The sequence below is a fragment of the Sphingomonas yunnanensis genome (genome assembly GCF_019898765.1).
Lineage (GTDB): Bacteria > Pseudomonadota > Alphaproteobacteria > Sphingomonadales > Sphingomonadaceae > Sphingomonas > Sphingomonas yunnanensis.
This window is the reverse complement of the sequence record NZ_JAIOKB010000004.1, coordinates 22,436-40,561: the sequence shown is the minus strand read 5'-3', so window position 1 is coordinate 40,561 and position 18,126 is coordinate 22,436. Positions and strand designations below refer to the sequence as shown.

Below are 18,126 nucleotides of genomic sequence, written 5' to 3'. Positions count from 1 at the left end.
CCAGGGGAGGAGAGGATCATGGCGGGCTTGAGCAAACGCGAGCTGTTCGCGGCGTCACTGGCGGCGTCGGTCGCCGGGGCGGCGCGGGCCGCGCCGGACGCCACCGCCGGTCTCGCGCCGATCGCGCCGGGCCGCTTCCAGCCGACGGTCGAGTCGCTGCTCGGCTACCAGGCACCCGACTGGTTCCGCGACGCCAAGTTCGGCATCTGGGCGCACTGGGGACCGCAGGCGGTGCCGCGCCAGGGCGACTGGTACGCGCGCTTCATGTATTGCCCCGGCCACCCGCATTACGCGCATCACCTCAAGACATACGGTCATCCCGCCGAGTTCGGCTACAAGGACATCATCCCGCTGTGGACGGCGGAAAGGTTCGATCCCGAGTCGCTGATGACGCGCTATGCCGCGGCCGGCGCCAAATATTTCGTCTCGATGGGCGTCCACCACGACAATTTCGACCTGTGGCGCTCGAAGCACCAGCGCTGGAACGCCGCCGCGATGGGGCCCAAGCGCGACATCGTCGGCGCCTGGCGCGACGCGGCGCGGCGGCGCGGGCTCCGCTTCGGCGTGTCCGAGCATCTCGGCGCCAGCTATAATTGGTGGTACCCCAACCACCTCTACGATCAGTTCTGGCCCAAGCTCGGCGTCAGCTATGACGGTGCCGATCCACGCTTCGCCGATCTCTACCACGACAATCGCGACGAGCCGTTCCTCGACAAGCCCGGCACCTGGTACACCAGGAACCCGGCCTATCACGCCCATTGGTATGCGCGGATCCGCGACCTGGTCGACAGCTATCAGCCCGACCTGCTCTATTCCGACGGCGGCCTGCCGTTCGGCGCGGTCGGTCGCTCGCTGGTGGCGCACCTCTACAACAGCAGCATCGCGCGCCACGGCCGGCTCGACGCCGTCTACGCCTCCAAGGACCTGGGCTCGGGCGAGTTTCACCGCGAGTGGGGTGTGCAGGACGTCGAGCGCGGCGTGCTCAAGGGCATCAACCCGTTCGCGTGGCAGACCGACACGTCCAACGGCGACTGGTTCGAGAAGGAGGACGATCGCTACAAGACGCCGGCGCAGGTAATCGCCATGCTCACCGACATCGTCAGCAAGAACGGCAACCTGCTGCTCAACGTCGCCTTGCGCGCGGACGGCAGTCTGCCGCCGGCCTCGGCCGAGTTGCTCGACGAGCTCGCCGCCTGGATGCCGGCCAACGGCGAGGCGATCCATGGGACGCGACCGTGGAAGATCTACGGAGAGGGGCCGACCGAGGCGGCCGAGGGCAGCTTCAAGGAGAGCGGCGACTATGTCGCGCAGGACATCCGCTTCACCACGCGGCGCGATCGCCTCTACGCGATCACGTTGGGCGAGCCGCGCGGCGAGGTGGCGATCGCCTCGCTCGCGGCGGGCAACCCGCATGAAGCGCGGCGTGTGCGCGGCGTGCGACTTCTCGGCGGGCCGCGGAGCCTCTCCTATCGCCAGACCGAGGCGGCGCTGATGATCGCCTGCCCCGACCGATTGCCGACCCGCCACGCGAGCGCGTTCGAGATCAGCTTCAGCTGATCATCGGCGCGCCTCGCCACGTGCGAGCAGCGGTCGGGCTCGCTCAATAGGCGCGACCGACCAGCACGCGCTCCGCCGCCGGCGCACCGGTGAAGACGCAGGCGCCGTCCACCGGCGCCTGGTCGCTCGGCGCGTTGCGCAGCGTCAGCTTGAGCGCCTTGAGCCTCTCCACCACCGCGTCGAGCACGGCGCCCGTCGGGCGTGCCCATTGCACCTCGAGCCAGCCCGGGTTGCGCGCCTCGGGCGCGAAATGCGCCTCGACCGCGGTCCAGTCGGCCGCCGGCGTGATCCCGTCGCGCAGTCGCGCCGCCGCCTCGTCGTAGAGCGAGCGCTGGATCGCCTCGAGCAGCGCGGGCGCCTCGGTGACGAGGGCGTCGCGCGCCGTGGCGACGCTGTCGAGTTTGCCGTCGGCGCGGTACAGCCGATCGCGGCGGATCAGCGAGACGTTGCCCGCCGCCATGTCGCGACCGCCGACCTCGATCACGAGCGGCGCGCCCTTCTTGACCCAGCCCCACCGCTTGGTGGTCGACTTCACCGGCTTGAGGTCGAGCAGCGCGCGCAGCGGCTCGCCCAGCGCGGTCTGCCGCGCCAATGCTTGTTGCAGTTCGCGGCAATAGCCCACCAGCGCCTCGTCCTCGGGCGTGTCTCGGAGCATCGGCACGATCACCACCTGCCACGGCGCGACGCGCGGCGGCACGCGCATCCCGTCGTCGTCGCCGTGGACCATGATCAGCGCACCGATCGTGCGAGTCGACACGCCCCAGCTCGTCGTGTTGGCCAGTTCGAGTTCACCCGCGCTGTTCTGGAAGCGGATGTTCTGCGCGCTGGCGAAATTGGTGCCGAGGAAGTGCGAGGTGCCCGCCTGGAGCGCCTTGCCGTCCTGCATCATCGCCTCGATCGAGTAGGTGGCGACCGCGCCGGGGAAGCGCTCGTTCTCCGGCTTCTCGCCCGCCACGACCGGCAGCGCCAGGTCGCTCTCGGCGAAGTCGCGGTACACTTCGAGCATGCGCAGCGTCTCCTCGCGCGCCTCCTCGGCCGAGGCGTGCGCGGTATGCCCCTCCTGCCAGAGGAACTCGGCGGTGCGCAGGAACATGCGCGTGCGCATCTCCCAGCGGACGACATTCGCCCATTGGTTGATCAGCACCGGCAGGTCGCGCCACGACTGCACCCAGCGCGCGAAGGCGTGGCCGATCACCGTCTCGGAGGTGGGACGGACCACCAGGGGCTCCTCCAGCTTGGCCGCGGGGTCGGGCACCAGCCCGCCCTTGCCGTCGGCGATCAGGCGATGGTGGGTGACCACCGCCATCTCCTTGGCGAAACCCTCGACGTGCGCGGCCTCCTGCTCGAAATAGGAGAGCGGGATGAAGACGGGGAAATAGCAGTTCTCGTGACCGGTCGCCTTGATGCGGTCGTCGAGCAGGCGCTGGATCCGCTCCCAGATGCCATAGCCCCACGGCCGGATCACCATGCAGCCGCGTACGCCCGATTCCTCGGCCATGTCGGCCTCCGAGATGACGGACTGGTACCAGGCGGCGAAATCGGCCTCGCGCGTGACGGAAAGAGCGTGCTTGATCATCGCGCGCCCGTACACGCGAAGGCGGGCGCGCGTAAACTGCCGTGGCGTCCGGCTCAGCTGCCGCGATAGGTCGAGTAGCCGTACGGACTCACGGCGACCGGCACGTGATAGTGCGCCGCAGCGTCCGTCACGCTGAAGGTGAGCACGATCTCGGGGAAGAAGGGCCGGGCGGCGGCGTCAGGGTAGCGGGTCATGTCGAACGTGAGCCGGTAGACGCCGCTCCCGATCGTCGCCGGATCACCGATCCGCCGGACGCGCCCTTCCGCGTCGGTGCTGGCCTCGCCCACGCGCTCCCAGCGACCGGCGGCCGACCGGCGCTCCAGGCGCACGGGCACGCCCTTCCCTCCGGTCCCGCGCGCGAGATCGAGCACATGGGTCGACACCTCCGCCGCATGCGCCGGTGCCGCCACCACCGCGATCGGCGCCGTGACGAGGGCGAGCGAGGCAAGATAGCGTACAGGGAACATGGAGAGCTCGCCGATATGGAACATCTTACCTCCTAGCTCGCGAGACGCCGCATCGTTCCCGGCTCGCTCATCCGGCGAGGCGCCGCACTTCCGCCACCATCGCTCGACGAAAGCCGCTATGGCGCCGCGCGTGACATCCGATCGTATCCTCCTCGCCGTCGTGCTGCGGCTCACCTCGGTGGCGCTGTTCGCGCTGATGAACACCTGCATCAAGCTGGCCGAGGCGGGCGGCGCGCATCTCGCCGAGATCCTCTTCTGGCGCCAGTGCGGGGCGGCGCTGCTCGTCACCGCGGTGGTGGGGATCGGACCTGGTTTCGCGACGCTGCCGACGCGGCGCTTCGACGCGCATCTGGCGCGCGCCACCGTGGGCCTGATCTCGATGGCCTTCACCTTCTACACGCTGACGGTGCTGCCGCTCGCCGAGGCGACGACGATCGGCTTCTCGATGCCGATCTTCGCGACCGTGCTGGGCGCGCTGGTGCTGCACGAGCCGACCGGCTGGCGCCGCTGGGCCGCGGTGGCGGTCGGCTTTACCGGGGTGGTGATCGTCGCGCAGCCGGGCGGACACGAGATCCCCCTCCACGGCGCGCTGAGCGGGCTGCTGGCGGCAGTACTGACCGCCGTGGTGACGATCCTGCTGCGCACGATCGGGCGCACCGAGAGACCGCTCACCACCGTCTTCTGGTTCTCGACACTATCGCTGCTGCCGCTCGGCATCGCCTATGCGATCTGGGCACAGCCGCACACGCCGTGGCTCTGGCTGGTACTCGTGACGTGCGGGCTGTTCGGCGGCGCGGCGCAGGTGGCGATGACGAGTTCGCTGAGCTTCGGACCCGTCTCGGCCGTCGTGCCGATGGATTACACGTCATTGCTCTGGGCGACGCTGCTCGGCTGGCTGGTGTTCGGCCACCTGCCCGATCGCGCCACCTGGCTCGGCGCGCCGGTGATCGTCGCGGCGGGGCTGTACATCGTGTGGCGCGAGCACGTCCGCCGACGCGAGGAGACGCGGCAGGCGATGGCGCAGGGGATCGGGTGACAGGCGCCTCCTCAGCACGGACGGAGCGAGGCGATCTCCGACCGTGCTGAGGAGTGGCTGAACTCGTCGACGCCTCGTCTCGAGGCGCCCGCTATTCCGCCGCCTGCGCCTCCGCCAGCTTCGGCTTCCACACCAGCACCGGCTTGCGCGCCGCCAGCGTCTCGTCGAGCCGCGCGCGCGGGGCGAAATGCGGCGCGGTCTTGAGCGACTCGTCGCCCGCTTTGGCGCGCTCCGCCACCGAGCGCAGCGCGCCGATGAACTGATCCAACGCCGCCTTGCTCTCCGTCTCGGTCGGTTCCACCAGCATGGCGCCGTGGACGACCAGCGGGAAGTACATGGTCATCGGGTGATAGCCCTCGTCGATCAGCGCCTTGGCGACATCGATCGTGGAGAAGCCGGGCGCCAGCCCGCGGTCGGAGAAGATCGCCTCGTGCATGCACGGGCCAGAGCCGGCGAACGGCGCGTCGAGCGTGTCCTCCAGCCGGCGGAGCACGTAATTGGCGTTGAGCACCGCGTCCTCGGCGACCTGGCGCAACCCGTCCGCGCCGTGGCTGAGGATATAGGTCAGCGCGCGCGTGAACATGCCCATCTGGCCATGGAAGGCGACCATGCGACCGAAGCTGTCGGCGTGATGCTCCTCCGCATTCTCCTCCTCGACGAGGCGGAACTGGTCGCCGTCGCGCTCGACGAAGGGCAGCGGCGCGAATGGTGTCAGCGCCTGCGAGAACACCACCGGCCCCGAGCCAGGCCCGCCGCCGCCGTGCGGGGTGGAGAAGGTCTTGTGCAGGTTGATGTGCATCGCGTCGACGCCGAGGTCACCCGGGCGCACGCGGCCGACGATCGCGTTGAAATTGGCACCGTCGCAGTAGACGTAGCCGCCCGCCGCGTGAACCGCGTCCGAGATCGCCTTGAGGTCGCGCTCGAACAGACCGCAGGTGTTGGGGTTGGTGATCATCACCCCGGCCACGTCCGGGCCGAGCCGCGCCGTGAGCGCCGCCGTGTCGACGCGTCCCTCGGCGGTGGCGGGGATGTCCTCCACGCTGAAGCCGGCGAAAGCCGCGGTGGCGGGGTTGGTCCCGTGCGCCGATTCGGGCACGAGGATGACCTTGCGGTGCCCCTCGCCGCGCTTCGCCAGCGCCGCCTTGATCGCGAGGATGCCGCACAGCTCGCCGTGCGCACCCGCCTTGGGGCTCATCGCCACCGAGTGCATGCCGGTGAGCGTGACCAGCCAGTGCGCGAGCTGATGGATCACCTCCAGCGCGCCCTGCACCGTGTCGATCGGCTGGAGCGGATGGACGTCGGCGAAGCCCGGCAGCCGCGCCATCTTCTCGTTGAGCCGCGGGTTGTGCTTCATCGTGCACGACCCGAGTGGGAACAGCCCGAGGTCGATCGCGTAATTCTGCCGGCTGAGCCGTGTATAGTGGCGCACTGTCTCGGGCTCCGACAGGCCGGGCAGCCCGATCGGCGCGGTCCGCGCGAGACCGCCCAGCCGCGATACCGCGGTGTCAGTCGCGGCGACGTCGACGCCGGTGGTCTGGTCGTCGCCGATCTCGAAGATCAGCGGCTCCTCCAGCATCAGCGCCTTGTTGCCGGTGAAGGTCGCGCCCGCGGTGTCGCCGCGGCCCGCGGGCGCGGCCGGCTTCCAGCCGCTCTGATTGATCGTCATGCCAGCACCTCCGTCAGCGCCGTCGCCAGCGCCTCGATATCCTCGTCGGTCACCGTCTCGGTCACCGCCACCACCAGGCCGTTCTCCAGCGCCGCCTTGCCCGGGTAGAGCCGGCCGAGCGACACGCCCGCGAGCACGCCGCGCTCCGCCAGCGTGCGCACCACCGGCCGCGCCTCCTGCCCGAGGTCGAGCGTGAACTCGTTGAAGAAGGCCTCGTTGATCACGCGCACGCCGGGCACCTGCGCGAGCCGGTCGGCGGCGCGGCAGGCCGCGGCGTGGTTGACATCCGCGAGCCGGCGCAGCCCCGCCTCGCCGAGCAGCGTCATGTGGATCGAGAAGGCCAAAGCGCACAGCCCCGAGTTGGTGCAGATGTTGCTGGTCGCCTTCTCGCGGCGAATATGCTGCTCGCGCGTCGACAGCGTCAGCACGAAGCCGCGGCGCCCGTCGGCGTCGATCGTCTCGCCGCACAGCCGGCCCGGCATCTGCCGCACATATTTGTCCTTGCAGCCGAACAGCCCCACGTACGGCCCGCCGAACTGGAGCCCGACGCCGAGCGACTGGCCCTCGCCGACGACGATGTCCGCACCCATCTCGCCCGGCGCGCGCAGCGCCCCGAGCGCGACCGGCTCGGTCACGACCGCGATCAGCAGCGCCTTGTTCGCCTGGCACGCCTCGGCGAGCGGCGTCAGGTCGGCGACGCGGCCGAGGATGTCGGGATATTGCACCACCACGCACGACGTGTCGGCGTCGATCGCGGCGATCAGCTGGTCGACGTCGGTCTCAGCGGTCAGCGCCGGCGCGCCGGTCTCGAGCAGGTCGCCGGTGTAGCGCGCCATCGTCTTGGCGACTGACACGTAATGCGGGTGCAGCCCGGACGAGAGCAGCGCCTTGCCGCGCCGCGTGATCCGCCGCGCCATGCCGATCGCTTCCCAGCACGCGGTCGAGCCATCGTACATGCTGGCGTTGGCCACGTCGGTCCCGAGCAGGCGCGCGACCTGCGTCTGGAACTCGAACAGCATCTGCAGCGTGCCCTGCGCGATCTCGGGCTGATAGGGCGTGTAGGCGGTGAGGAACTCGCCGCGCTGGATCAGATGGTCCACCGAGGCCGGCACGTGGTGGCGGTAGGCGCCCGCGCCGAGGAAGAAGGGCACCTCACCCGCCACCACGTTCCGGCGCGCGAGCGCGGTCATGTGGCGCTCGACCGCCAGCTCGCTGGCGTGGAGCGGCAGGTCGCGGACGGGGCCGTCGAGCCGAGCGGACTCGGGCACGTCGACGAACAGGTCGTCGATCGTGGAAGCGCCGATCACCGCCAGCATCTCGCTGCGGTCGGCCGGGGTGAGCGGTAGGTAGCGCATGGTCTGGTCTCTCCCGCCTCCACTCAGGGAGGGGTTGCGCCCCTCCCGCGCGGGAGGGGCGTCACATCACAATTTGGCGACGAAGGCGGCGTAGGCGGTCTCGTCCATCAGCGCCTCGAGCTCGCTCGGATCGCTGAGCGTGAGCTTGAAGAACCAGCCCTCGCCTTCGGGATCCGAGTTGACCAGCGACGGCTCGTCGGCGAGCGCGGGATTGCCCTCGGTCACCGTGCCCGACACCGGGGCGTAGACGTCCGAGGCGGCCTTGACGCTCTCGACCACCGCGGCCTCGTCGCCCTTGCTCAGGCTGCGGCCCGAGTCCGGCGCCTCGACGAAGACGATGTCGCCGAGCTGGCCCTGCGCATAGTCGCTGATGCCGACCGTGCCGGTCTGGCCGTCGACCTCGATCCACTCGTGGTCCTCGGTGAAATAACGGCTCATCTCACTTCACTCCTCGGAAGTAACGGTGGGGAACGAACGGCATGGGCGCGACGGTCGCCTGGTGCGGCTTGCCGCGCTGCGACAGCGTCACTCGGGTGCCCGGCGCGGCGAGCGCCGCGGGAACATAGGCCATCGCGATCGGCGCACCGACGCTCGGCGCGAAGCCGCCGCTGGTGACGCGGCCGACGCTCTCGCCGCCGACGTCGACCACGGTCGCGCCCTCGCGCACGGGCTGGCGCCCCTCGACGAGCAACCCGACGCGGCGCAGCGCTGCGCCTTGCTCGCGCTCGGCCAGGATGCGCGCGGCGCCGGGGAAGTCGGCGGCCTCGCGGCGGCGCTTGGCCAGCGCGAAGGCGAGATCGGCCATCACCGGCGTGGTGGTGGGATCGAGGTCGTGGCCGTAGAGCGGCAGCCCCGCCTCCAGACGCAGCGAGTCGCGTGCGCCGAGACCGATCGGCCTGATCTCGGGCTGCGCCACCAGCGCGTCGGCGAGCGCCACCGCCGCCTCGGCGGGGACCGAGATCTCGACGCCGTCCTCGCCGGTATAGCCCGAGCGACTGATCCACAGCGCATGGCCCTGCCAGTCGAACGCACCCGCCTGCATGAACACCAGAGCGTCGACGCCCGGGATCAGCCGCGCCACCGCGGCGACCGCCTCCGGCCCCTGCACCGCGAGCAGCCCATGCTCCTCCATCAGGTTGAGCGTGATCTCGTCGGGCAGGCGCTCGATCATGTGCGCGACGTCGTCATACTTGGTCGCGCCGTTGACCACCATGTAGACGCGGTCCTCGGCCTGCGGAGTCAGCATCAGGTCGTCGAGCACGCCGCCCGCGTCGTCGAGCAGCAGCGAGTAGCGCGCCTTGTTGAGCGGTGCGTCGCTGATCGCGGCGGGCATCAGCGCCTCGAGCGCCACGGCGACGCCCGGCCCGGTGAGGCTGAGCTGCCCCATGTGGCTGACGTCGAACAGCCCGGCATGCTCGCGCGTCCACAGATGCTCGGCCATGATGCCCTCATACTGGACGGGCATGTGATAGCCGGCGAACTCGACCATGCGGGCACCGCGATGGCGGTGCCAGGCGTCGAGCGGAAGGGTGAGGATCTCGATCGGCTCGAGGTCGTCGTCGGTGTCCAGGACCGGGTCGCTCATCATCATGTCCGTACGTGCGAGGGCGAATCGTGCCGGCTGCCCGGCGCTGATCCGTTCCCCCTCTGTCACGGGACCTGAGAGCTTTCCCCGGTCGACACCGGGTTACCCCTTCGGTGGGTGGCGCGATCCCGCGGGTGCGCGCCGCCGCTTTCCAGAGTGTCAATGAAGGCCGGCGCGGTCCCTGCTGCCTGAGAGATTCCGGGGTGGTTGCTCCTTCGGCGGCGGCTCCCGGCCTGCAAGGCCCGCCGCACTCTCCCGCGCCTGCCCATGCCGGTCACCCGGCATCGACGTCCCGCTGCTCTACGGCAAGCGCGGCCCGAGTCAATCGCGTTCGCCGCGTAGGGCGGCATGCATCGGCGGAGCCGCGCTCGTGCTAAGACGTTTGCTCCCGCAGAGAAGGAGCAGCTCGCATGGACACCGCCACCTCGCCCGCCGTCGACCGCATCGCGCGCGTGCTCGCCGGACAGCACCTAAGTGCCAACGGGCACGGCGATTCGGAGTCCGCGAGCGCGCAGGTCGATGCGACATGGAAAGACTATCGCGACGACGCGATCGCGGTGCTCCACACGTTGCGCGCGCCCAGCCCGGCGATGGCGGCGGCGGGTGACGTCGCGGTGTGGGAGCGGATGGTGCTCGCCGCGATCGCGGAGGCCAAGCCCGGTATCGTGATGTGAGACCATGTCGCGCTGTGGAGGGACGGCCGAAGTCGATGAGTCAGCAGCGTTGGTGTTATGGCCGGAACCACGCCACGCCGTCACATAGTCGCCTTGGGAGACGGACGCACGCTGAAGCTCGAGCGCTACGCTCGTGGATCGTCTGCTCAAATGCGCGCAGGATGCGTCCTAGTTGACGATCGCTCTACCAGCGCCGACACACCCAGCACCGCCAGCCCGCATAACGCCAACCCCGCCCCGACATAACCCGTCGAGGTCCAGCCATAGCCCGCTGCGATCACCATCCCGCCGAGCCACGGCCCGAGCGCATTGGCGGTGTTGAACGCGGAGTGGTTGAGCGCCGCCGCCAGCGCCTGCGCGTCGCCCGCCACGTCCATCAGACGGGTCTGGAGCACGCTGCCGAGCGCGCCGCTCACCCCGATCGCGAACATCGCCGCTAGCACCGACCAGAGATGCGGCGCCGCCAGCGGCCAGAGCAGCAGCGCGACGAGCGCCCACACCAGCACCACCGCCGCGGTCGGCAGCAGCGCGCGATCGGCGAAGCGCGGCACGACGATGTTGCCGAGGGTCATGCCGACGCCGAAGCTCATCAGGGCGAGCGGCACCGTGCGCGGACCGACCTGGGTCACCGCCGCCATCGTATCGGCGAGATACGTGTACACCGCGAACAATCCCCCGAAGCCGATCGCGCCGATGCCCAGCGTCAGCCACACCTGCGCGCGCCGCAGCGCGCCGAGCTCTCGCAGCGGACTGGCGGCGGGATCACCGCGGTCGCGCGGCGCGAAGGCGGCGACTAGCGCGGCGGTCAGCCCGGCGAGCGCCGTCACCACGACGAAGCAGGACCTCCAGCCGAGCACCTGGCCCATGAAGTTGGCGAGCGGTACGCCGATGATCGTCGCCACCGTCAGCCCCAGCATCACCCGCGCCACCGCCTGGGTGCGCCGGCCCTGCTCGACCAGCGAGGCGGCCACCAGCATGGCGATACCGAAATAGGCGCCGTGCGGCAGCCCCGCCACGAAGCGCGCCAGCATCATCGTCGCGTAGCTCGGCGCCACCGCGGACAGCAGGTTACCGACGGCGAACAGCGTCATCAGCGCGATCAGCAGTGTACGACGCGCCATCCGGGCGCCCAGCACGGCGAGCGTCGGCGCTCCTACCACCACGCCGAGCGCATAGGCGCTGATGACGTGACCGGCGGTGGGAGCGTCGACGCCGAGGCTATGTGCCATCTCTGGCAGAAGGCTCATCGTCGCGAACTCGGTGGTGCCGATCGCGAACCCGCCGACCGCGAGCGACAGATGGATCAGCCCGACGGGCGCCTGGCGCACGTCGGCGATGGCGGTCGCCATAGAGTGTCCCCGTTATTAGGCTGTGTCGGTGCTAGCTGGCGATTGTGCGGTGCAGCGTCAAGGCGAGCCGGGACGTAGGGATGGCGCGCCGCGGTGAAGGCGTCGCGTAAAATGCCCGACCGCCACCCTGCCGCTTGCGACCGCGCCGCGACGCGGCTATATCCGCCGTGCTTTCTCTTACATCGCGAGGTGCAAGGGGCTGCGGGGCTCGCTCCGCGGCGGCGACCAACGCATGTCCGGCAGGTGCACTTGAGCGACAACGACTCCCTCTACCGACTGATCGAGCCCGAGGCGCAGGCGCTCGGCTTCGCGCTGGTGCGCGTCCGGTTGTTCGGCAAAGGTGACGAGCGCACGCTCCAGGTGATGGCCGAGCGCCCCGATACGCGACAGCTCACCATCGACGACTGCGCCGAATTGTCGCGTCGGCTGTCCGACATGCTCGACCAGCTCGAGGCCGAGGGGCGCGACCCGATCGAGGGCGGCTATCGGCTCGAGGTGTCGTCGCCCGGCATCGACCGGCCGCTGACTCGCCGCCAGGATTTCACCGACTGGGCGGGTCACGAGGCACGCATCGTGCTCACTGAGCCGGTCGACGGGCAGAAGCAGTTCAAGGGCGATCTGGAAGGCATCGACGCCGATGGCCAGATCGCGATCCGTCATTCGCGCACGCACGAGCTGGCGCGCGTGCCGTTCGCGCTGATCGCCGACGCCAAGCTGGTGCTCACCGACCGGCTGATCGCCGCGACCGTGCCGCTCTCGATGGAGGGCGCCGACGAAGAGATAGAAGACCTGTCCGCCGACGCGGACACCGTGGAAGAAGAGGAATCGAACTGATGGCCACCGGGGTCACCGCCAACCGTGCCGAGCTGATCGCGATCGCCAACTCGGTCGCGTCGGAGAAGATGATCGACAAGGCGATCGTCATCGAGGCGATGGAGGACGCGATCCAGCGCGCCGCGCGAACCCGCTACGGCCAGGAGATGGACATCCGCGCCAAGCTCGATCCCAACAACGGCGACCTGCGGCTGTGGCGCGTCGTCGAGGTGGTCGAGCTGGTCGACGACATCTACAAGCAGGTCGACGTCGCCGGCGCGCAGAAGCTCCAGCCGGGCGCGAGCGTGGGCGACTATCTGGTCGATCCGCTGCCCCCGATCGAGTTCGGCCGCATCCAGGCGCAGGCCGCCAAGCAGACGATCTTCCAGAAGGTGCGCGACGCCGAGCGCGAGCGCCAATATGAGGAGTTCAAGGATCGCGCCGGCGAGATCATCACCGGTGTCGTCAAGCGGGTCGAGTTCGGCCACATCGTCGTAGACCTCGGCCGCGCCGAGGGCGTGATCCGCCGCGACGCGCAGATCCCGCGCGAGGTGGTGCGCGTCAACGACCGCATCCGCTCGCTGATCCTCAAGGTGGTGCGCGAGAACCGCGGGCCGCAGATCTTCCTCAGCCGCGCGCATCCCGACTTCATGAAGAAGCTGTTCGCGCAGGAAGTGCCCGAGATCTACGACGGCATCATCGAGATCAAGGCGGCCGCGCGCGACCCGGGCAGCCGCGCCAAGATCGGCGTGATCTCGCACGATTCCAGCATCGACCCGGTCGGCGCCTGCGTCGGCATGAAGGGCAGCCGCGTCCAGGCGGTGGTGCAGGAGATGCAGGGCGAGAAGATCGACATCATCCCCTGGTCGCCCGACACCGCCACCTTCGTCGTCAACGCGCTCCAGCCAGCCAATGTCGCGCGCGTGGTGATCGACGAGGAAGAGGACCGGATCGAGGTCGTCGTCCCCGACGACCAGCTGAGCCTCGCGATCGGCCGTCGCGGCCAGAACGTCCGCCTCGCCTCGCAGCTCACCGCCAAGGCGATCGACATCCTCACCGAGACCGACGCCAGCGAGAAGCGCCAGCAGGAGTTCGTGAAGAATTCCGAGCTGTTCCAGAACGAGCTCGACGTCGACGAGACGCTGGCGCAGCTGCTGGTGGCCGAGGGCTTCGGCGCGCTGGAAGAGGTCGCCTATGTCGAGCTCGACGAGCTCGCCGGGATCGAGGGCTTCGACGAGGATCTCGCGCAGGAGCTGCAGAGCCGCGCGCAGGAGGCGCTCGACCGCCGCGAGCAGGCCGCGCGCGAGGAGCGCCAGGCGCTGGGGGTCGAGGACGCACTCGCCGAGCTGCCGTATCTCACCGAGGCGATGCTGGTCACGCTCGGCAAGGCGGGCATCAAGACGCTGGACGACCTGGCGGACCTCGCCACCGACGAGCTGGTCGAGAAGAAGCGCGCCGAGCCGCGCCGCCGCAACGACGACGCGCCGCGCCGCGACTCGCGCAACGACGGACGCGGCAACGGCGGCGTGCTCGGCGAGTACGGGCTGAGCGACGAGCAGGGCAATGAGATCATCATGGCCGCGCGCGCGCACTGGTTCGAGGACGAGGGCGGCGCCACGGACGAGGCGGCCGACGCGGACAGCGCCGGCGACGAGACCGCCGAGCAGGAGACGGAGGCCTGATGCCGTTCGTCTCGATCCGACTGACGGGCAACGCGACGCGTGAGCAGAAGGCGGGGATCGTGGCCGATGTCACGTCCTCGCTGGTGACGCGGCTGGGTAAGAACCCGGCCGCGGTGCAGATCGTGATCGAGGAAGTGTCGACCGAGAATTATGGCGCGGGGGGGAAACTGCTCGCCGACCGCGACGCGGGCGTGGCGGGTGCCGCGTCTCCCAGCCAGGGAGACGCGCATGCGGCACCGGGGCGATGAGACCCTAGGCGGTCTCGCGCAGCATCGTTCGTTCACCCGCGTCGCCTGTCGTGGCGCGGGGAGCGGGGGTGTGTCGTCCGTCTTCGCGCAGCTGTGGCGTTCGCGTCGCGATGGATCCCGGGTCAATCCCGGGATGACGGGATATGGGGATCGGCGACTGCAACCTCTTGCCTCCGAGGAGCGCGCCGCATGAGCGATCCCGTCCGCTCCTGCATCCTCACACGCGAGCGTGCCGATCCGGCGCGGCTCATCCGGCTCGCGCTCGCGCCGGACGGACGTGTGCTGCCCGACGTCCGCGCCAAGGCGCCCGGACGCGGCGCGTGGATCGGCGTCGCGCGTCCCGAGCTCGAGCGGGCGATCGCCAAGGGCAAGCTGCGCGGTGCGCTGGCGCGTGCGTTCAAGACCGGCGACCTCAGCGTCCCCGACGACCTGCCCGACCTGATCGCCGCCGCGCTGGAGCGCAACGCGCTCGACCGACTCGGCCTGGAGGCGCGCGCCGGCGCGATCGCGACCGGTGCCGAGCGGATCGAAACCGCGGCACGTTCGGGCAAGCTTCACGCGCTCTACCACGCCGCCGACGCGAGCGAGGACGGGCGCCGCAAGCTGGCGCAGGCATGGCGCGTCGGCAGCGATCGCGAAGGAAGTGACCTCAAGGGCTTGGCGTTACCGGTCGAGCGCCCCATATTGTCGTTGGCGCTGGGCCGCGAGAATGTGGTACACATCGGCGTCATAGACCGCACCGCGGCCGGACGATTGGGCGAAGCGCTCGACCGCTGGCTGCACTTTATCGGCCCTGAACTGACCCCCGCACCTTGCGCTACGGCCGCGCAAGGCGCATCGGCGCCCGGCACCGCCGGGCCCGTTTCGGCCGTGAGATTGCACGAGGAATTTGAGTGAGCGAGACCGACAACGACAAGCCGAAACTCGGGATGCGCGCGCCGCTGGGGCTGAAGCGCACGGTCGAGACCGGCAAGGTGAAGCAGAGCTTCAGCCACGGCCGTAGCAATACGGTGGTGGTCGAGGTGAAGCGTCGCCGCGTGCTCGGTCCGCAGGGCACGCCGGAGCCGACGCAGGCGCCCGCACCCGAGCCGGTCGCCACCGCGCCAGCGCCCGCCCCGGCGCGTCCGGCGCCGCGCCCGCCAGTCTCGAACGAGAGCGCGCAGGAGCGTCAGGCCCGTCTGCTGCGCGAGGCTGAGGACCAGCGCATGCACGCGCTGGAGGAAGCGCGCCGCCGCGAAGAGGCCGAGCGCCAGCGGGCGGTCGAGGATGAACGTCGCCGTGCCGAGGAGCGCGCGCGCAGCGAGGCGGAGGCACGCGCCGCCGCGGCAGCGCCCGCGCCGGAGCCGACCCCCACCCCGGCCCCGGCGGACGAGCCGACGCCGGCGCCGGTCGTTGCCCCCACGCCCGATCCTGCTCCCGTCGCTGAGGTGCAGAGTGCGCCGCCAGCGCCTGCACCTGCTCCGGAGCCAGCACGAGTCGCCGTGTCGCGCCCGTCGCCGACTCCGACTCCCGCGGCACCGCCGCCGGCGCTCGAACTGGGGCGCGATCCGGCCATGCCGGCGCCGCGCCGCTTCTCGCCCGTCGCGCGCCCAGAGATCCCGAAGCCGCAGCCCAAGCCCGAGCCGAAGCCCGCAGCCGTGCCGACCGCCAGCGCCGCCCCCGCGGCCAGCGGCGGCAATACCGCGGGCGGCGCGCCGCGCAGCCTGCCGAGCGGCCAGGCCACCCCGCGCAATGCCGCCCCCGCGGCGCGACCGCAGCAGCGCGACCGCAAGGGCGATGAGCGCCGCGGCGGCAAGCTGACCGTCACCCGCGCGCTCAACGAGGACGGCGCGCGCGCGCGCAGCCTCGCCGCGCTGAAGCGCGCGCGCGAGAAGGAGAAGCGCGGCTTCTCTGGTCCGCGCGAGCCGCAGGCCAAGCAGGTCCGCGACGTCCAGGTGCCCGAGGCGATCACCGTGCAGGAACTCGCCAACCGTATGGCGGAGCGCGGCGCCGATCTGGTGAAGACGTTGTTCAAGATGGGCATGCCCGTCACGATGACGCAGACGATCGACCAGGACACCGCCGAATTGCTGGTGACCGAGTTCGGCCATAACATCGTCCGTGTGTCCGACTCGGACGTCGACCTCGCACTCGACACGACAGAGGATACGTCGGACGAGCTCCAGCCGCGTCCGCCGGTGGTCACGATCATGGGCCACGTCGATCACGGCAAGACCAGCCTGCTCGACGCGCTGCGCGGGACCGACGTCGCCAAGGGCGAGGCCGGCGGCATCACCCAGCATATCGGCGCCTACCAGGTCACGCTGAAGGACAAGTCGAAGGTCACTTTCCTCGACACGCCGGGCCACGAGGCTTTCACCGCGATGCGCGCGCGCGGCGCGGACGTGACCGACATCGTGGTGCTGGTGGTCGCCGCCGACGACGGGTTGATGCCGCAGACGATCGAGGCGATCAACCACACCAAGGCGGCGGGCAAGCCGATGATCGTGGCGATCAACAAGATCGACAAGCACGATGCCAATCCGCAGCGCGTGCGCGAGCGTCTGCTCGAGCATGACGTGCAGGTCGAGATGATGGGCGGCGAGACGCAGGACGTCGAGGTCTCGGCCATCAAGCGGACCGGGCTCGACGAACTGATCGAGAAGATCCAGCTTCAGGCCGAGCTGCTCGATCTCACCGCGAACCCCGATCGTGCCGCCGAGGGCAGCGTGATCGAGGCGAAGCTCGACAAGGGCCGCGGTCCGGTCGCGACCGTGCTCGTCACGCGCGGCACGCTCAAAGTGGGCGACGTCTTCGTCGTCGGCGCCGAGAGCGGCAAGGTCCGCGCGCTGGTCGACGACAAGGGGCGCCAGCTCAAGCAGGCGGGCCCGTCGACTCCGGTCGAGGTGCTCGGGCTGTCGGGCACGCCGTCGGCAGGCGACCAGCTGCAGGTGGTGGAGAACGAGGCGCGTGCGCGTGAGGTGGCCGAGTACCGCCAGAGCGTATTGCTTCAGAAGCGCACCACCGCGGCGCCCACCAGTCTCGAGAACATGTTCTCGGCGCTGCGCGCCAACGCCGCGATCGAGTATCCGCTCGTGGTGAAGGCCGACACGCAGGGCACGGTCGAGGCGATCGTCGCCTCGATCAACAAGATCTCGACCGATCTCATCAAGGCGCGGGTGCTGCACTCGGGCGTCGGCGGGATCACCGAGAGCGACGTGACCTTGGCGGGTGCGTCGGGGGCGCCGATCATCGGCTTCCACGTCCGCGCCAATGCCAAGGCACGCGAGATCGCCGAGCGGCAGAAGGTCGCGCTGAAATATTATGACGTCATCTATGACCTGATCGATGAGATCCGCGCCGGCATGGCGGGCGAGCTCGGGCCGGAGGCGTTCGAGACGGTCGTCGGCCGCGCCGAGATCCGCGAGGTCTTCTCCGCGGGCAAGCACGGCAAGGCGGCGGGTCTGCTCGTCACCGAGGGGGTCATCCGCAAGGCGCTCAAGGCCCGCATCACGCGCAACGATGTCATCATCTACCAGGGTGAGATCGCGTCGCTGCGCCGCTTCAAGGACGATGTCGCCGAGGTGCGCGCGGGCCTGGAGTGCGGTGTGACGTTCTCGCAGAACTTCGTCGACATCAAGGCCGGCGACTATCTCGAGACGTACGAGGTCGAGCTGCGCGAGCGCACGCTGTAACGAGCGACGGAGGGCCCTCTTCCCGGCGGGGAGAGGGTCAGGGATGAGATGAACCAGCCCCAGGAAAAATCGGTCCGCACGCTGCGCGTCGGCGAACAGGTGCGGCACGTGCTGTCGGAGATCCTCCAGCGCGGCGACGTCCACGATGACACGCTGTCGTCGCACATGGTCAGCATCACCGAGGTGCGCATGTCGCCCGACCTGCGCCATGCCACGGTGTTCGTGAAGCCGCTCCTCGGGCGCGACGAGGAAGCGGTGCTCAAGGCGCTGCGCACCAACACCGCCTATCTCCAGCGCGAGGTCGCGCACCGCGTGCGGACGAAATATGCCGCCAAGCTCAAGTTCCTAGCGGACGAGAGCTTCGACGAGGGCAGCCACATCGACTCGCTGCTGCGTCGCCCTGAGGTCGCGCGCGACCTTCCTGCCGAGGGCGGGGACGATTGA

16 protein-coding genes and 2 riboswitches are annotated in these 18,126 nt (G+C 70.0%); of the genes, 9 read left to right on the top strand and 7 right to left on the bottom strand.

Going from position 1 to position 18,126, the window contains the following annotated elements:
• The first annotated feature begins 18 nt into the window (after positions 1 to 18).
• Positions 19 to 1,557, top strand: a complete 1,539-nt coding sequence (locus K7957_RS12305; RefSeq protein ID WP_223012313.1) for an alpha-L-fucosidase — start codon at positions 19 to 21, stop codon at positions 1,555 to 1,557.
• A 43-nt stretch (positions 1,558 to 1,600) separates the two neighbouring features.
• Here the strand turns inward: K7957_RS12305 and K7957_RS12300 are convergent, their stop codons facing one another.
• Positions 1,601 to 3,133 (bottom strand): aminoacyl--tRNA ligase-related protein, encoded by a 1,533-nt coding sequence (locus K7957_RS12300; protein ID WP_223012312.1) that lies wholly within the window; start codon positions 3,131 to 3,133, stop codon positions 1,601 to 1,603.
• A gap of 53 nt (positions 3,134 to 3,186) precedes the next feature.
• Positions 3,187 to 3,624, bottom strand: coding sequence for a hydroxyisourate hydrolase (gene uraH / locus K7957_RS12295; protein ID WP_343228396.1), 438 nt, complete (start codon positions 3,622 to 3,624; stop codon positions 3,187 to 3,189).
• A 106-nt stretch (positions 3,625 to 3,730) separates the two neighbouring features.
• On the opposite strand from uraH, the gene K7957_RS12290 reads away from it, so the two are divergent.
• On the top strand, positions 3,731 to 4,636 hold the full coding sequence (locus tag K7957_RS12290; protein WP_343228395.1) for a DMT family transporter: 906 nt from the start codon (positions 3,731 to 3,733) through the stop codon (positions 4,634 to 4,636).
• A 91-nt stretch (positions 4,637 to 4,727) separates the two neighbouring features.
• Here the strand turns inward: K7957_RS12290 and gcvPB are convergent, their stop codons facing one another.
• From gcvPB to gcvT, 4 genes are all read right to left on the bottom strand, one after another.
• Entirely contained in the window at positions 4,728 to 6,302 is a 1,575-nt protein-coding gene (gene gcvPB, locus K7957_RS12285) for an aminomethyl-transferring glycine dehydrogenase subunit GcvPB (protein WP_223012310.1), read from the bottom strand.
• Entirely contained in the window at positions 6,299 to 7,657 is a 1,359-nt protein-coding gene (gene gcvPA, locus K7957_RS12280; protein WP_223012309.1) for an aminomethyl-transferring glycine dehydrogenase subunit GcvPA, read from the bottom strand. The genes gcvPB and gcvPA overlap by 4 nt, the downstream gene beginning before the upstream one ends.
• A 66-nt stretch (positions 7,658 to 7,723) precedes the next feature.
• Positions 7,724 to 8,095, bottom strand: coding sequence for a glycine cleavage system protein GcvH (gcvH, locus tag K7957_RS12275; protein WP_223012308.1), 372 nt, complete (start codon positions 8,093 to 8,095; stop codon positions 7,724 to 7,726).
• A gap of 1 nt (position 8,096) precedes the next feature.
• On the bottom strand, positions 8,097 to 9,242 hold the full coding sequence (gcvT, locus tag K7957_RS12270; protein WP_223012307.1) for a glycine cleavage system aminomethyltransferase GcvT: 1,146 nt from the start codon (positions 9,240 to 9,242) through the stop codon (positions 8,097 to 8,099).
• Positions 9,243 to 9,294: 52 nt separating this feature from the next.
• Positions 9,295 to 9,407, bottom strand: a riboswitch (glycine riboswitch).
• A riboswitch (glycine riboswitch) is annotated at positions 9,408 to 9,510 on the bottom strand.
• A 142-nt stretch (positions 9,511 to 9,652) separates the two neighbouring features.
• On the opposite strand from gcvT, the gene K7957_RS12265 reads away from it, so the two are divergent.
• Entirely contained in the window at positions 9,653 to 9,916 is a 264-nt protein-coding gene (locus K7957_RS12265; RefSeq protein WP_223012306.1) for a hypothetical protein, read from the top strand.
• A 146-nt stretch (positions 9,917 to 10,062) separates the two neighbouring features.
• Here K7957_RS12265 and K7957_RS12260 read toward each other — a convergent pair whose 3' ends face one another.
• Positions 10,063 to 11,265 (bottom strand): MFS transporter, encoded by a 1,203-nt coding sequence (locus K7957_RS12260; RefSeq protein ID WP_223012305.1) that lies wholly within the window; start codon positions 11,263 to 11,265, stop codon positions 10,063 to 10,065.
• Between the two features lie 249 nt (positions 11,266 to 11,514).
• On the opposite strand from K7957_RS12260, the gene rimP reads away from it, so the two are divergent.
• The 6 genes from rimP (at position 11,515) to rbfA (ending at position 18,126) form a co-directional block, all read left to right on the top strand.
• Positions 11,515 to 12,099 (top strand): ribosome maturation protein RimP, encoded by a 585-nt coding sequence (gene rimP / locus K7957_RS12255; RefSeq protein ID WP_246617054.1) that lies wholly within the window; start codon positions 11,515 to 11,517, stop codon positions 12,097 to 12,099.
• Positions 12,099 to 13,760 carry a transcription termination factor NusA gene (nusA, locus tag K7957_RS12250; protein ID WP_223012303.1) on the top strand — a complete coding sequence of 554 codons (1,662 nt, stop codon included), beginning with the start codon at positions 12,099 to 12,101 and terminating at the stop codon, positions 13,758 to 13,760. The genes rimP and nusA overlap by 1 nt, the downstream gene beginning before the upstream one ends.
• On the top strand, positions 13,760 to 14,008 hold the full coding sequence (locus tag K7957_RS12245; RefSeq protein WP_223012302.1) for a tautomerase family protein: 249 nt from the start codon (positions 13,760 to 13,762) through the stop codon (positions 14,006 to 14,008). Before nusA ends, K7957_RS12245 begins: the two co-directional genes overlap by 1 nt.
• A 189-nt stretch (positions 14,009 to 14,197) precedes the next feature.
• Positions 14,198 to 14,905 carry a DUF448 domain-containing protein gene (locus tag K7957_RS12240; RefSeq protein ID WP_223012301.1) on the top strand — a complete coding sequence of 236 codons (708 nt, stop codon included), beginning with the start codon at positions 14,198 to 14,200 and terminating at the stop codon, positions 14,903 to 14,905.
• A complete protein-coding gene (infB, locus tag K7957_RS12235; RefSeq protein ID WP_223012300.1) occupies positions 14,902 to 17,682 on the top strand; it encodes a translation initiation factor IF-2 in 2,781 nt (926 codons plus the stop codon). Before K7957_RS12240 ends, infB begins: the two co-directional genes overlap by 4 nt.
• 48 nt (positions 17,683 to 17,730) lie before the next feature.
• Positions 17,731 to 18,126, top strand: coding sequence for a 30S ribosome-binding factor RbfA (gene rbfA / locus K7957_RS12230; protein WP_223012299.1), 396 nt, complete (start codon positions 17,731 to 17,733; stop codon positions 18,124 to 18,126).

Bases quoted from the DNA above. Each gene is read 5' to 3' on its own strand.
- rbfA (WP_223012299.1), top strand. From the start codon at position 17,731: ATGAACCAGCCCCAGGAAAAATCGGTCCGCACGCTGCGCGTCGGCGAA.
- K7957_RS12245 (WP_223012302.1), top strand. From the start codon at position 13,760: ATGCCGTTCGTCTCGATCCGACTGACGGGCAACGCGACGCGTGAGCAG.
- gcvH (WP_223012308.1), bottom strand. From the start codon at position 8,095: ATGAGCCGTTATTTCACCGAGGACCACGAGTGGATCGAGGTCGACGGC.
- K7957_RS12260 (WP_223012305.1), bottom strand. From the start codon at position 11,265: ATGGCGACCGCCATCGCCGACGTGCGCCAGGCGCCCGTCGGGCTGATC.
- K7957_RS12265 (WP_223012306.1), top strand. From the start codon at position 9,653: ATGGACACCGCCACCTCGCCCGCCGTCGACCGCATCGCGCGCGTGCTC.
- gcvT (WP_223012307.1), bottom strand. From the start codon at position 9,242: ATGAGCGACCCGGTCCTGGACACCGACGACGACCTCGAGCCGATCGAG.
- K7957_RS12305 (WP_223012313.1), top strand. From the start codon at position 19: ATGGCGGGCTTGAGCAAACGCGAGCTGTTCGCGGCGTCACTGGCGGCG.
- K7957_RS12300 (WP_223012312.1), bottom strand. From the start codon at position 3,133: ATGATCAAGCACGCTCTTTCCGTCACGCGCGAGGCCGATTTCGCCGCC.
- gcvPB (WP_223012310.1), bottom strand. From the start codon at position 6,302: ATGACGATCAATCAGAGCGGCTGGAAGCCGGCCGCGCCCGCGGGCCGC.
- gcvPA (WP_223012309.1), bottom strand. From the start codon at position 7,657: ATGCGCTACCTACCGCTCACCCCGGCCGACCGCAGCGAGATGCTGGCG.
- nusA (WP_223012303.1), top strand. From the start codon at position 12,099: ATGGCCACCGGGGTCACCGCCAACCGTGCCGAGCTGATCGCGATCGCC.
- K7957_RS12240 (WP_223012301.1), top strand. From the start codon at position 14,198: ATGAGCGATCCCGTCCGCTCCTGCATCCTCACACGCGAGCGTGCCGAT.
- uraH (WP_343228396.1), bottom strand. From the start codon at position 3,624: ATGTTCCATATCGGCGAGCTCTCCATGTTCCCTGTACGCTATCTTGCC.